Source organism: Thermostichus vulcanus str. 'Rupite', assembly GCF_022848905.1.
Lineage (GTDB): Bacteria > Cyanobacteriota > Cyanobacteriia > Thermostichales > Thermostichaceae > Thermostichus > Thermostichus vulcanus_A.
The window spans coordinates 59,531-72,641 of sequence record NZ_JAFIRA010000008.1; the positions used below are offsets into that span (position 1 = coordinate 59,531).

The following is a 13,111-nucleotide window of genomic DNA, read 5'->3' on the forward strand; positions in this document are numbered from 1 at the left end:
AGGTTAACAATGATGCCGAGTGGCTCTCACCCTTCCGCTAAGCCAGCGGCACACTCAGGGCAAGACCCTCCCCCTTCTTCCCAACCTGACGCCGCTCCTCCTGTCAAAGTTCGGGCAATGGTGACCGCGCCCTATGTCATCTTGCATGGGCACTTCTATCAGCCTCCCCGAGAGGATCCCAGCCTCAACCGCATTCAACGGCAGCCCAGCGCTAGCCCTTTTCACGACTGGAATGAGCGCATTCTGGCAGAGTGCTATCGTCCCAATGCCTTTGCCCGCATCCTCGATGATCAGGGGCAAGTGGTACGCATTGTTAACAACTATGAATATCTCAGTTTTAACTTTGGCCCTACCCTCCTCTCCTGGCTGGAACAGCAGGATATGGAAGTTTACCAGCGCATTCTGGCAGCGGATCGGCTGAGTGCGGAGCGACTCAACGGCCACGGTAATGCGATTGCCCAGGTGTACAACCACATCATCCTGCCCCTGGCCAATGAGCGAGACAAGTACACCCAGATCCGCTGGGGCATTGCCGACTTTCAACACCGATTTGGGCGTTATCCGCAGGGTATGTGGCTGGCGGAAACCGCCATTGATGCAGCGACAGTGGTTGCCTTGGTGGAGTGTGGGATCCGCTTTGTGATTTTGGCCCCTAGTCAAGCCCAGCGGATTCGTCCTTTGGGGCAAAGCGAATGGATCGATGTCAGTCAAAACCAGATTGATCCGCGGCGGCCCTACCGTTGCTTTACGCCTGACCGCGATGGTTATCTGGATATTTTCTTCTTCGATGGCCCCATTTCCCGGGATCTCGGCTTCGGGGATATGGTCTACAGCAGCTATCACCTGGCAGAACGCTTTCATTCGGCTCTGCGCCCAGCCAAAGAAGGCAACTTGCTGCAGGAAGCTCTGCTGCTCAACTGTGCCACCGATGGCGAAACTTTTGGGCATCACAAGCGGGGCGTAGAACGCACACTGGCCTATGCCTTTTGTGAAGAATTTCCGCGACGGGGTTGGCAAGTGGGGAACTACAGTCACTTCCTTAGCCAACATCCGCCTACTTGGGAAGTGCAACTCAAACCCGTAACGGCTTGGAGCTGTGCCCATGGCGTGGGGCGCTGGTCCAGAGACTGCGGTTGTGGGGGGGGTGGAGGGTGGCATCAGCGCTGGCGGCAACCGCTGCGGGAATCCCTCAATTGGTTACGGGATCAGCTGGCGGAAATCTACGAGATGGAGGCCAAAGCTTATCTCCGGGATCCCTGGTTGGCGCGGGATCGCTACATTGAGGTAATTCTAGAGCGGGAACGCTGTGATGCCTTTTTGCGAGAACACCAAAGCCACCGCCTCAGTGCTGAAGATCAAGTGGCAGTGTTGCGCCTTTTGGAGATGCAGCGCTACAGCCAGTTGATGTTTACCAGTTGTGGCTGGTTTTTTGAGGAGCTTTCCCGACCGGAGGGGGTACAGATCCTGCGCTATGCAGCCCGGGCCATTCAGTTGGCTGCTGAAGTGAGCCAGTTGAACCTAGAAGAGGAGTTTTTACATCGCTTGAGCAAAGCCCCCAGCAACGTCGACACCTATAAAAATGGGGAGGGGGTGTATTGGGCCTTGGTTCGCCCCAGCTTGATCAGCCCCCATCGGCTGGTGGCTCAGCAGGCTATGGCTTCCATCTTCAACGGGATCCCGCATCGACAAAGCGGATCCCATGGTTATGTGCTGGAGCAAGTGGATCGGGAGCGGCTGCAACTGGGGGCATCGACCCTAACCATTGGGCGGGTCAAGCTCACCTATCCCACCACGCGGGAGGAACATGATCTGATCTATGCCGTGCTCCATATTGGCGGCTGGGACTTTCAGTGTGGCGTAAAGTCCTTTGCCGGTCGGCGCGCCTATGAACAGTTAAAAACCCGTTTGCTGTCGGGATCCCAGAGTCGGGTGCAGTTGATTTTGTTACTGCAAGAGTTGTTTGGGCCAGAAACGTTTGATCTCAATACCCTGACCGATGAAGATCGGCAGCAGATGATGCGCTGGCTTACCCAGGATACCCTGACCCGCCTGGCCCAGCTTTATCGCCAAACCTATCTAGACAACTATGGAGTCTTGATGGCTTTCCGTGCCGATGGCCTGCCGATCCCGGAGGAGTTGTTGGCAGCAGCCCAGATCACCCTTAACCAACGCCTTCTGGCCAGTTTGCGGGCGATGGAAATGGAAGAGGGCAAACGGGATCACTTGATGGAACTGCGGGCTATTGCCCAGGAAGCAGAGCAACTGGGATGCCAGTTGCGGCGAGAAGAAGCAGCCCATGCCCTGGATCGGCTCCTCCATCGGGGAATGTGGCATTTGGCCCACGCCTTTGACCCCGAAACCTTTAGCGAGCACCTTTACAATCTGGAGGAGTGGCTGCAACTGGCAGCAGATCTACGCCTACCGATTGCTATTGATCGGTTGCAGGAACTCTACTTAACTGGATTAGAACGCCAGATCAGCCCCCGCTGTCCCGCTTGGCCGCAGGAAGAGTGTCAGGATATTTCTGCCGATAACCTACACCGCCTATTGCAGGTTGGACAACGGATTCGGGTCAACGTCAGCGCTTGGCTGCGTCATCTGCAACCGCAGCAGGGAGGGTTTAACCCTGATATATAGGTGCACCCCCCTCCAAAATCCTTGAAAACTCAAAAAACAGAGTGCAACCGTTGCAGGGCGGTTTGGATCTGGGCAATCTCCGAGGGATCCAACTTTTGGAAGCGCTCTTTCAAATAGGCAATGTGGACGGGGAAAATGTCCTCAAACAGTTTTTCGCCTGCCTCTGTTAGCACGATCTTGAAGCAGCGGCGATTCTCGGGGGGTACTTCGCGGCGCACCAAGCCCTTTTGCTCGAGGCGATCCACAATGCCCGTCAGGGTACCTTTGGTAACCAAGGTTTTCTTGGCCAAAACGTTCATGGTCATGCCGGGAGTGTTGCCGAGGGTAACCAACACATCAAACTGTGGAGAGGTTAGCCCCATTTGCCGAATATGCACTCCAGAATAATTTTCAAAGGCTTGATAGGCCCGTGCCAGATCTCGCAACAGCCCCAAGAAGGGTTCGCGGGCGGCCAGCACGGAGGGTTTGATAGGCTCGCTTTTCTTGCTGCTAGTGCCGCTTTTTTGGGTGCGGGGGGAGCGAGTGGCAGTGGTGGTGGGCATAGTGAAGAGTCGGTGAGTCAGGCTAAACGATCGGGTACAGTCTTAACTCAATGATAGCCAACTCCAACATAGTCCTAATACAAAGTAAGCATTTGCAGTCTCTTTCACGGCAGCCGTAACACCTGAACTGGCGACCCGGCAGGGATTTGAGTTGTGCCTATGGGTAGCACCGCCAAGCCATTGCATCCGGTCAGGTTCATTAAGTTACCAGAATTGTGACTGTTAGCGGGCTGAAACTGGGCCTGATCCGACTTAAGGTGCAATCTACCCCAGAGATAATGTTCGCGCTTGCCATCGGCATGAAGATCTTTAAGGCTGGTAGCTGAAATAACCTCTAAATAAGGTGGCAGGGATCCCCCTATTTTTCTGAGGGCGGGGTGCAAAAAGCGCCAAAAGGTAACCAAGGCAGAGACAGGGTTACCCGGCAGGCCAAAGTACAACTTGTCAGGGCCGTGCAGATTTGAAAACCGGGCCACCGTCAGCGGTTTGCCGGGTTTGATGGCCACGCTGCGAATAAAAATGGCTCCCCCGAGGTCTTCTAGCAACTGTTCTACGTAGTCAAAATCCCCCACCGACACGCCCCCGGAGGAAATCACCACATCGGCAGCCCCGAGTGCCTGCTGCATGGTCTCCCGCAAAACCTGGGGGTGATCAGGCACAATGCCCAGTTTCACGGGGATCCCTCCCGCTGTCTGCACCAAAGCCGCTAAGCCGTATTGGTTGGAATCGACGATTTGCCCCGGCCCCGGTACCTGTTGGATCGGCACTAACTCATCCCCAGTTGAGAGGATAGCCACCCTCGGTTGACGAAACACCGGCACCACCGCTTGCCGGAGGGCTGCCAAGACCGCCAGTTCCGCCCCTTCCAGCCGTTGCCCTCTTTCTAGGAGCGGATCCCCTTGCTGGGCAAAACTCCCCTGGGGCCGAACAAATTCACCCTGCTGTGGCTCCTTGAGAATCCGAACTTGTGCTTCTGATAGCCGCTGGGTGTATTCCTGCATCACCACCGTATCGGCCCCGACGGGCAAGACCGAACCTGTGTAGAGGCGCACCGCCTGCCCGGGTTGCAGCTCCGTTGCGGGTGCTCTCCCGGCGGGAATTGTCTCACTCACCTGTAGATCACAAGGGATCCCCTGTTGCACATCGGCAAAGCGCACCCCATAGCCATCCATGCTGGAGGTGGGCTGAGCGGGAAAATCTTGCGGGCTACATAAGGTCTGACTGAGAATACGCCCTTGGGCGGATCCCAGCTCCACCCACTCCGTACCCAACGGCTGAACCGCTTGCAAAATTAGGGCTTCAGCTTCGGCAACCGGCAACATGACAGACGGGATCCCCAATAACCTCCATCCTAAGGCCTTGGCCCTGCCGCTGAGGGCTTCCATCGGTTTTTCAGCGCCGCCTCAGAGAATGTTTGGAAACCCAACCTGCGCTGCATGGCCACAGCTGAAGTGGCCGCTTCGAAAGTCGCGGTTGCCAATCTAGCTGCTGTGACCGAGGAGGCTGGATACTGAACTAAATGGACTGGATCATGCTCAGACACAGTGAGTGAGGTGCGAATGTCGAATGCGGCCATCATCATCACGATCATCCTTGGCTTTTTGGGAGTCGTGATCAAGCGCAACCTGATTATGAAGATCATCGCTATGGATGTGATGAGTACGGGTGTGATTGCCTTCTTTGTGATTTGGGCGGCGCGGCGCGGTGTGTTCACACCTATCTACAAGCCCTGGCGTGAGCTGGCCTATGCCGATCCGGTGCCTCAGGGGGTGATCCTGACGGCCATTGTGATTGGTCTGTCGGTGCAAGCCTTGATGTTGGTGGGGGTAATGAAGCTGGCCCGCAACCACCCCACCCTGGAAGTCGAGAGTATCGAGCAGGCGATCGCTGCTGACGCGAACGCCGATGATTGAGCTCACACTGGTATGGGTGGCACTGCCCTTTTTGTTGGCCTTCGCCACCTACTTGGTGCCAGCTTTAACGCGCCCCAGTGCAATCGCTATGGCTGCGCTGACGGTGGTCTATGCCGTGCAGCACGGGGGCTTACCCGCTGCAACTGCTCTGCCAGTGGAGCTTAAGCTGCTGGATCACTTCGGGGTAACGCTGCGGATCGATGCCAACGTGGCCTCAATGCTCTTGGCCCATGGCCTGGTGACGCTGGTGGTGGCGTTGTATCTGGATCAGCGGTTTGTGGGCAGTCGCTTTCTGGCCATGCAGTTGTTGATTGTCCACGGCAGTGCCAACGCTGTGATCATCAGCGCCGATTTAATCAGCGTTTACGTGGCCCTTGAAGTGCTCAGTGTGGGGGTATTTTTGCTCTTGACCTATGGGCGGCGGGCTGAGCACCAACCAAGGGTAGGGGATCGTCAGCTCTGGGTGGGGCTGCGCTACCTGTTTATGAGCAATGTTGCCATGCTCTTCTACTTGATGGGGACGGTGCTGGTCTATGTGCGCACGGGATCCTTTGCCATGAGCGGCTTGGCTGCCGCCACACCGACGGCTCTGGCGCTCATTACCCTCGGCCTTTTGGCGAAGGGGGCGATCTTTGTCGCGGGCCTGTGGCTGCCCCTCACCTATATCAGCGGGGATCGTGTGATCGTCGCGGTGCTCAGCGGCTTTACCACCAAAGCGGGAGCCATGGCCATGGCCCGCTGCAGTGAAGCCTCGCCGGTCTTGGCGCAGTGGTTGCCCTATCTGAGCGCAGGCTCAGCCGTTTTTGGGATTGCCTTTGCCTTGATGTCCAAAACCCCACAGCGGCTCTTGGCGTGGAGCTCGGTCTCGCAGATGGGGTTCGTGATTGCGGCGCCCCAGTGGGCGGGTTTGTATGGCCTTGCCCACGGACTGGCAAAACCCTTGCTGTTTATTGGGGCAGCAGTAGAAAATCGCTGGCGCTGGCCCATGTTGATTCTGGGGGCGGCCTCACTTGCCGGGGTGCCGGGTGGTTTGGGTTATGGGGCAAAAGCCCTGAGCTTGTCTGGGCTAACTCCTTGGCACGAGTGGCTGCTCACCCTGGTGACGATTGGGACAACCTGTGTGGGAGTACGGGTGCTGCTGGCACCATCTCCCCAGGAGACGATGGGAATCACTGGTAAAGCAGGCTGGCAAGACAAGGTAGCCCTGCTGATTTGGGGTGGGGGCTTACTCTGGGGCTGGTTACCGGCGGCCTATAGTGCTGACAGCCTCCTCAAGGCGCTGCTCAGCCTGAGTCTGGGGATCCTCTTAGGCTGGTTCTGGGAGCGGGTTCCCCAGCCGCAGTGGCGTTTGGATGAGGGGGTAGAGGCGGTAATTGGGGTTTTGAGTCTGGTGTTGGTGCTGATGTTAGTCCTGTTCGCTGGGGTGAATCATGTCGCGCTACCCTAAGTTGGGTGTATTGGAAATTGGCCTGCGGCTGTTGATTTGGTTTTTGCTGACCGGCGATCTGAGCTGGGCCAATATTGCCATCGGTGTAGCTGTCACGTTGCTACTGCCGCGTCAGCCCTCAGCCCCGGTGCAATGGCGCGATTGGGGGCGGGTGCTCCAGGAAATTGTTCTCGCCATTCCGCAGGCCTACCGGGAAGCCTTTGAGATGATCCTCAAGCCCCATACGGTTGAGGCGGTTGTTCACAAACAAGCACTCCCCAATCGTTCGGCGGGGTTGGTGTTTCTCGATATCTTTTTGATTACCTTCACGCCCAAGACGATTGTGCTCAATTGCGATGCCCAAGGCACTTATGAGGTGCATGTGGTGAAGCCACGGGAGGAGGTGTGAATCTACTGCTGTTTCTGTTGACCTTGACGCTGTGCTTGCCGCTGTATGCTGCCTGGCTGAAGGAAGATATTTGGCAGACAATGTTAGCGTTTGCCAGTTTGGCGACGAAGACGGCAATCCTGATTTTGGTGGTGTCGGTGCTGCGGGACGATTGGATGATCGGCATCGTCGGGGTTTTGATTTTGTCGGTGGGCAATGCGGCCCTGATGCTGTTGGCCCATGTGATTAAGCGGCTGGAAATGCTCTAGGGGATGGTATGGAAGGACTGGTCGAGGGGTTGAGCTCTCTTTTCTTCGCTGTTGGGGTGCTGTTTTGGCTGTGGGGAACGGCACCCCTGATTGGGGATCGCTCGATTTTGTTTAAGCTGCACAGCCTTTCGGTATCGGATACCTTGGGCTCGATGAGCATCATGATCGGGCTGTTGCTGCGGATCCCGCGGGAGTGGCCCCTGTTGGTGTTGGCGCTGATTTCGTTGGCAATTTGGAACACAATCTTGGGCTATGTGCTGGCCTTTTGCTCGCAGCGCAAGTCGTTGTAGGAGGCACGTTCGCGTTCGCGTTGCGGAGCAATATGGAAGAGACGGTGTTGCTGGTGATTGTGTTGCTGCTGCCCCTGACGGCGAGCTTGGTGGTCACCCAGGTGAATCCTTATCATGCGTTGGTGATGCGAGGGATCCTGGGAGCCATTGCAGCCTTGATCTATGCCTTGTTTGGGGCGGCGGATGTGGCGCTCACGGAGGCGCTGGTGGGCACGATGCTGTCGATTACCCTCTATGCGATTGCGGTGCGTTCGTCCTTGAGTATGCGGCTGGGGGTACTTGAAGGCAGTCCGGTGCTGGATGCCAGTACGCCGGCAGCGCGGCAGTTGTTGCAGCAGGTGCGCCAGGGGTTGCAGCCGCAGCATATGCGCTTAGAGTTGGCAGCCTATACCAGTCCTGAAGCGTTGGTGGCGGCACTGCAGAATCGCGAGGTGCACACTATTGCCCTTGAGCCAATCGATGGCGCGGCTGACTATCGCCTGATGACGCGTGTGCCCCGCCTACAGGTGATCTTGGCGCAGCAAGCCATTCTCTCTGAGGTGATGGCGGCATGAAATGGCTCTACGGCGTGGCGACGTTACTGGTGGCGTTGTGGCTGATCATCGCCGTCCGCGCCAGCGGAACCTCTACAGGGGCTGTTTTCCCGACGGTTGAGGCGGTGCAGGTGCTGGCAACGGAAAGTGGTGTACCCAATGCGGTGACGGGCTTAATTTTGCGCAATCGTCTTTACGATACGGTCTTTGAAGTGGTCGTGTTTTCGACGGCGATTTTGGGCGCGAAATACCTGCTGGCGGATGAACAGCCGACGGCGAGTGTGGCCCAGTTTAGCGATATTCCCTCGATTGTGTTGGCGCGCGTGGGGGCGACCATTTCCGCTTTGATTGCGGTTGAGCTGGCGATTCGCGGGCACCTCACTCCAGGCGGTGGCTTTGCGGCGGGAGTGGCGGGGGGAACGGCGATTGGACTGATTGCAATCACCGCCTCTTCGACGTGGATGGAGGAGATCTATGCCCAGTGGCGGGCCGCGATGTGGGAGAAGCTGTCGGTGGTGGCGTTTATCGCTGTGGCGATTCTCTTTTTGGCCGGTTGGCAATTGCCCACGGGTGAGTTGGGGGCGCTAATCAGCGGCGGCTGGATCCCGATTCTCAATATCTTGGTGGCGACCAAGGTGGCCTTAGGTTCTTGGGCAGCCATTCTAATCTTTATCCGCTACCGCGGTTTGTTGTGAAACGGTTCAAATGGGTTGATTAAAGGCACCCCTGTCCCGACAAAGTCGTTGACATTGCGAGTGACCAGAGTGAGTCCGTAAACCAGAGCTGTAGCGGCTAGCTGTTTGTCGATGGCGTTTTGAGGGTGAGGTACGCGCAGGCGTCCCCATACCTGAGCTTCGGTGACGGTGAAATCCAGAATGTGATCGGCATAGTCATCCAAAATAACTTGCAGCCAAGCCTCCAGAAGGTCGGCTTGCCGATGATCACCACGATGGCGAATGCGTTCAATGCCTCGGCGGAGTTCACCAAGCGTGACCACACTGATATAGAGGCGAGCCTCTTCGGGATCCCTGTGAGGAGGGATCCCTGTGAGCAGCCTGAGCCGGCAAGCGCCCTCTACAATGAGATGCTGACCCTGATGCTGAACTCTACAATCCATAGGATCCCTCATGCCGCGTCGTACCGATATTCAAAAGATCTTGCTGATCGGAGCTGGGCCGATTGTGATTGGTCAAGCCTGTGAGTTCGACTATTCCGGCACCCAAGCCTGCAAAGCCCTACGGGAAGAAGGCTATGAGGTGATCCTGGTCAATTCCAACCCGGCCACGATCATGACGGATCCGAGCATGGCGGATCGCACCTATATTGAGCCGGTCACCCCAGAATTTGTGGCGAAAATTATCGAACGAGAACGCCCCGATGCTTTGCTCCCCACCATGGGTGGGCAAACGGCTTTGAATGTGGCGGTGAAACTGGCCCAGATGGGGATCCTGGAGAAGTATGGGGTGGAGCTGATCGGGGCCAAACAGGAAGCGATTGAAAAAGCGGAAGACCGGGATTTGTTTAAGCAGGCGATGCAGCGGATTGGCCTGGCGGTGCCCAAGTCTGGCTTGGCCCATACCCTGGAAGAAGCCAAACAGATTGCCCAAGAGATCGGCTATCCCCTGATTATTCGCCCCGCCTATACCTTGGGGGGAACAGGGGGTGGAGTGGCCTACAACCAAGAGGAATTTGAAGAGATCTGCACTGCCGGGTTGGATGCCAGCCCGGTTTCGCAAATTTTGGTGGAAGAGTCGGTAATTGGTTGGAAAGAGTTTGAGCTGGAGGTGATGCGGGATCTGGCGGATAACGTGGTGATCATCTGCTCGATTGAAAACATCGACCCGATGGGGGTGCACACGGGCGACTCGATCACTGTGGCCCCGGCCCAAACCCTGACCGACAAAGAATACCAGCGCCTACGGGATTATGCCATCGCCATCATCCGTGAGATTGGGGTGGAAACAGGCGGCTCCAATGTGCAATTTGCCGTCAACCCCGTCAATGGGGAAGTTCGGGTGATCGAAATGAACCCACGGGTTTCCCGCTCCTCGGCGCTGGCCAGCAAAGCCACGGGTTTCCCGATCGCCAAAATGGCCGCCAAACTCGCCGTTGGCTACACCCTACCGGAGATCCCCAACGACATCACCCGCAAAACCCCCGCCAGCTTTGAACCCACCATCGACTATGTGGTTACCAAGGTGCCCCGCTTTGCCTTTGAGAAATTCCCCGGTTCAGAGCCAGTTCTGACTACCCAAATGAAATCAGTGGGGGAAGTAATGGCCATTGGCCGTACCTTCCAAGAATCCGTCCAGAAAGCCCTACGCTCCCTGGAAATTGACCGACCGGGTTTTGGTACCGACAAACCGGAAACCTTTCCTTCCCCAGAAGAGGTTCGCGCCAATCTGCGCATCCCCAATCCCTTTCGCCTACTCACCATTCGCACTGCCTTGTTGATGGGCTTTACAGCTGAAGAAATTGTCAAGCTCACCCAGATGGATCCCTGGTTTATTGACAAGTTGCAAGAGTTGGTGGAGGTGGAACAGGCCCTCAAGGGACGGGAACTGGGATCCCTGACAGCCCCAGACCTCCTGCACCTCAAACAACTGGGCTTCAGCGATCGGCAAATCGCCTACTTGACGGGATCCTCGGAAAGCCAGGTGCGCAGCTACCGCAAAGCACTGGGGGTCATCCCCACCTACAAGACTGTGGATACCTGTGCTGCCGAATTTGAAGCCAGTACCCCCTACCAATACTCCACCTACGAAAGCGAGTCGGAGATCTTTCCTTCCCAAAAGGACAAGGTGATGATCTTGGGGGGTGGCCCCAACCGCATTGGTCAGGGGATTGAATTTGACTACTGTTGCTGCCATGCTGCTTTTGCCCTTAGCCGCTTGGGCTATGAGGCGATCATGGTCAATTCCAATCCAGAAACCGTTTCCACCGACTACGACACCTCCGATCGCCTGTATTTTGAGCCGCTCACCCACGAAGATGTGATGAATTTGGTGGATGCCGAGCAGCCGGTGGGTTTGATCGTGCAATTTGGCGGCCAAACCCCCTTGAAACTGGCGCAAGCCCTGGCGGCTTCCCAGGCACCCATTTGGGGCACCCCCCCCGACTCAATTGATATTGCCGAGGATCGGGAACGCTTCAAGCACATTCTGCGGGAATTGGACATCCAACAGCCTGCTAATGGCATTGCCCGCAGTGTGGAAGAGAGCCTCCAGATCGCCCGGCGCATTGGCTACCCAGTGGTGGTGCGACCCAGCTATGTGTTGGGGGGACGGGCCATGGAGATCGTTTATTCTGACCAAGACCTGAAGCGCTACATGCAGCTGGCGGTGGCCGTGGATCCCGAGCGGCCCGTGCTGGTGGATCAATTTTTGGAGGATGCGGTGGAAGTGGATGTGGATGCCATTGCCGACCGGACGGGGGCTGTTACCATTGGCGGCATTATGGAGCACATCGAACAGGCCGGGATCCACTCCGGCGATTCCGCTTGTGTGCTGCCCAGCCGTACCCTCACCCCAGGGGTCTTGCAGGTGATTCGGGAGTGGACGGTGAAATTGGCTCAGGCTCTCAAGGTGGTGGGGCTGATCAACGTGCAATATGCCGTGCAAAAAGACCAGGTGTACATTCTAGAGGCCAACCCGCGCGCTTCCCGGACGGTACCCTTTGTCAGCAAGGCCATCGGCCACCCGCTAGCAGACTATGCGGCCCAGGTGATGAGCGGCAAAACCCTGGCAGAACTGGGCTTTACCCAGGAGGTGATCCCCCCTCACATTGCCGTGAAAGAAGCGGTCTTGCCCTTTAACAAGTTCCCGGGCACCGATACGCTCTTGGGGCCGGAAATGCGCTCCACGGGCGAGGTGATGGGCATCGATACCGACTTTGGTCGGGCCTTTGCCAAGGCGCAAATTGCTGCCGGACAGAATCTACCCTTAGAGGGAACGGTGTTTATCAGTGTCAGCGACCGGGACAAACAGGCGGTGATTCCGGTGGCTCGGGAGTTTGCAGAGATGGGCTTTCGCTTGGTGGCGACGGAAGGGACCCATGCGGTATTGACCGAGCACGGGATCCCAGTGGAAAAAATCCTCAAGCTGCATGAAGGCCGTCCCCATGTGATTGATGCCATCAAAAACCGCCAGATCCAACTGATCATCAATACCCCCTCTGGCATTGAAGCCCAGCAGGATGGCCACAAAATTCGCCGCACTGCCCTCACCTACAAAATTCCCCTTGTTACCACCCTAGCTGGGGCCAGAGCCACTGCCGCTGCCATTCGTGCTCTGCAATCGGGATCCCTGCAGGTCAAGTCGTTACAGGAGTTTCATACTTGAACGAATCCAAAATTGAATCCAAGTAGGATAGGGTTTGACAGTCAAGGGTCATTTTAGGGATCCTTACAGCCCTTTGGGCCAAGGGCACGCTAGCGTGACCGTTAGTCACTTAGCACGGGGGAATCCCCTTCGCAACAGCGGTGCGGAGCACTCTAGCGCTTTCAAAATAGGGTAAGGACACAACTGTTATTGTCGCAAACCCACGTTCACTTTTGGGGTGGCGCAGCCTGCCGTAGGCATTGTTGCTACGCAACGCTAATGCTACGCAACACGCGACTGCGGAGCACTAAAGGGCTGTACTCAGTTAGGCCCAACAATGATTAGGAAATTTTACTTATCTGAGGCGGGATCCAGTTTGGCGACCAAATCTCCTGAGAAATCTTCTTGCAACTTGTAGTTGTGCATCAGGATCCTTATCATTGTGTATATTCAGAACGCACTTTTATCATTACTGCAGTACCTAAGGGAGGAAGTTCATGTCTGGCAGCACCGGAGAGCGGCCCTTCGTCGATATCATCACCAGTGTCCGTTACTGGGTTATCCATGCTCTCACCATTCCTGCTTTATTTTTGGCGGGCTGGCTGTTTGTGAGCACCGGCTTGGCCTATGATGTTTTCGGCACTCCCCGCCCCAATGAGTATTTCACGGCAGAGCGGCAAGAGTTGCCGATTGTGAGCGACCGTTTTCAGGCTCTAGACCAGCTAGAGAAGCTGGGGCCATAGGAACTGGCCTCAGCCAGTCTACGCAACTTGATGTTTCAATTTGTAAATCTA

General features: G+C 56.4%; 13 protein-coding genes. 10 read left to right on the plus strand and 3 right to left on the minus strand.

The window, feature by feature from the left end; genetic code table 11:
- Positions 1-9 precede the first annotated feature (9 nt).
- Positions 10-2,637 carry a DUF3536 domain-containing protein gene (locus tag JX360_RS05165; protein WP_425244359.1) on the plus strand — a complete coding sequence of 876 codons (2,628 nt, stop codon included), beginning with the start codon at positions 10-12 and terminating at the stop codon, positions 2,635-2,637.
- A 29-nt stretch (positions 2,638-2,666) separates the two neighbouring features.
- Here the strand turns inward: JX360_RS05165 and JX360_RS05170 are convergent, their stop codons facing one another.
- On the minus strand, positions 2,667-3,092 hold the full coding sequence (locus tag JX360_RS05170) for a MarR family winged helix-turn-helix transcriptional regulator (protein WP_425244362.1): 426 nt from the start codon (positions 3,090-3,092) through the stop codon (positions 2,667-2,669).
- A gap of 191 nt (positions 3,093-3,283) precedes the next feature.
- Positions 3,284-4,564, minus strand: a complete 1,281-nt coding sequence (locus JX360_RS05175) for a molybdopterin molybdotransferase MoeA (RefSeq protein ID WP_279611269.1) — start codon at positions 4,562-4,564, stop codon at positions 3,284-3,286.
- A 174-nt stretch (positions 4,565-4,738) separates the two neighbouring features.
- On the opposite strand from JX360_RS05175, the gene JX360_RS05180 reads away from it, so the two are divergent.
- The 7 genes from JX360_RS05180 to JX360_RS05210 are packed head-to-tail and all read left to right on the plus strand — an operon-like array spanning position 4,739 to position 8,693.
- Positions 4,739-5,092 carry a cation:proton antiporter subunit C gene (locus JX360_RS05180; protein WP_244349530.1) on the plus strand — a complete coding sequence of 118 codons (354 nt, stop codon included), beginning with the start codon at positions 4,739-4,741 and terminating at the stop codon, positions 5,090-5,092.
- The gene (locus tag JX360_RS05185; RefSeq protein WP_244349531.1) at positions 5,085-6,539 is read left to right on the plus strand and encodes a cation:proton antiporter; all 1,455 of its coding nucleotides are present in this window, start codon (positions 5,085-5,087) and stop codon (positions 6,537-6,539) included. The genes JX360_RS05180 and JX360_RS05185 overlap by 8 nt, the downstream gene beginning before the upstream one ends.
- The gene (locus tag JX360_RS05190) at positions 6,523-6,927 is read left to right on the plus strand and encodes a Na+/H+ antiporter subunit E (RefSeq protein ID WP_244349532.1); all 405 of its coding nucleotides are present in this window, start codon (positions 6,523-6,525) and stop codon (positions 6,925-6,927) included. The genes JX360_RS05185 and JX360_RS05190 overlap by 17 nt, the downstream gene beginning before the upstream one ends.
- Positions 6,924-7,175, plus strand: coding sequence for a hypothetical protein (locus JX360_RS05195; protein ID WP_244349533.1), 252 nt, complete (start codon positions 6,924-6,926; stop codon positions 7,173-7,175). Before JX360_RS05190 ends, JX360_RS05195 begins: the two co-directional genes overlap by 4 nt.
- An 8-nt stretch (positions 7,176-7,183) precedes the next feature.
- A complete protein-coding gene (locus JX360_RS05200; protein WP_244349534.1) occupies positions 7,184-7,465 on the plus strand; it encodes a monovalent cation/H(+) antiporter subunit G in 282 nt (93 codons plus the stop codon).
- 32 nt (positions 7,466-7,497) lie between these two features.
- Positions 7,498-8,019, plus strand: coding sequence for a DUF4040 domain-containing protein (locus JX360_RS05205; protein WP_244349535.1), 522 nt, complete (start codon positions 7,498-7,500; stop codon positions 8,017-8,019).
- Positions 8,016-8,693, plus strand: coding sequence for a Na(+)/H(+) antiporter subunit B (locus JX360_RS05210; protein WP_244349536.1), 678 nt, complete (start codon positions 8,016-8,018; stop codon positions 8,691-8,693). Before JX360_RS05205 ends, JX360_RS05210 begins: the two co-directional genes overlap by 4 nt.
- Here the strand turns inward: JX360_RS05210 and JX360_RS05215 are convergent.
- Positions 8,675-9,115 (minus strand): type II toxin-antitoxin system VapC family toxin, encoded by a 441-nt coding sequence (locus JX360_RS05215; RefSeq protein ID WP_244349537.1) that lies wholly within the window; start codon positions 9,113-9,115, stop codon positions 8,675-8,677. The two genes, JX360_RS05210 and JX360_RS05215, sit on opposite strands and share 19 nt — an antisense overlap.
- A gap of 10 nt (positions 9,116-9,125) precedes the next feature.
- Here JX360_RS05215 and carB point away from each other — a divergent pair, with 10 nt between their 5' ends.
- Positions 9,126-12,338: a carbamoyl-phosphate synthase large subunit gene (gene carB / locus JX360_RS05220; protein ID WP_244349538.1), complete on the plus strand. Its 3,213-nt coding sequence runs from the start codon at positions 9,126-9,128 to the stop codon at positions 12,336-12,338.
- Between the two features lie 476 nt (positions 12,339-12,814).
- Positions 12,815-13,060 (plus strand): cytochrome b559 subunit alpha, encoded by a 246-nt coding sequence (gene psbE, locus JX360_RS05225; protein ID WP_244349539.1) that lies wholly within the window; start codon positions 12,815-12,817, stop codon positions 13,058-13,060.
- Positions 13,061-13,111 lie beyond the last annotated feature (51 nt).

Coding starts and splice junctions, on each gene's coding strand:
- JX360_RS05165 (WP_425244359.1), top strand. CDS start 10: ATGATGCCGAGTGGCTCTCACCCTTCCGCTAAGCCAGCGGCACACTCA.
- JX360_RS05175 (WP_279611269.1), bottom strand. CDS start 4,564: ATGGAAGCCCTCAGCGGCAGGGCCAAGGCCTTAGGATGGAGGTTATTG.
- JX360_RS05180 (WP_244349530.1), top strand. CDS start 4,739: ATGTCGAATGCGGCCATCATCATCACGATCATCCTTGGCTTTTTGGGA.
- JX360_RS05185 (WP_244349531.1), top strand. CDS start 5,085: ATGATTGAGCTCACACTGGTATGGGTGGCACTGCCCTTTTTGTTGGCC.
- JX360_RS05190 (WP_244349532.1), top strand. CDS start 6,523: ATGTCGCGCTACCCTAAGTTGGGTGTATTGGAAATTGGCCTGCGGCTG.
- JX360_RS05200 (WP_244349534.1), top strand. CDS start 7,184: ATGGAAGGACTGGTCGAGGGGTTGAGCTCTCTTTTCTTCGCTGTTGGG.
- JX360_RS05205 (WP_244349535.1), top strand. CDS start 7,498: ATGGAAGAGACGGTGTTGCTGGTGATTGTGTTGCTGCTGCCCCTGACG.
- JX360_RS05210 (WP_244349536.1), top strand. CDS start 8,016: ATGAAATGGCTCTACGGCGTGGCGACGTTACTGGTGGCGTTGTGGCTG.
- JX360_RS05215 (WP_244349537.1), bottom strand. CDS start 9,115: ATGGATTGTAGAGTTCAGCATCAGGGTCAGCATCTCATTGTAGAGGGC.
- carB (WP_244349538.1), top strand. CDS start 9,126: ATGCCGCGTCGTACCGATATTCAAAAGATCTTGCTGATCGGAGCTGGG.
- psbE (WP_244349539.1), top strand. CDS start 12,815: ATGTCTGGCAGCACCGGAGAGCGGCCCTTCGTCGATATCATCACCAGT.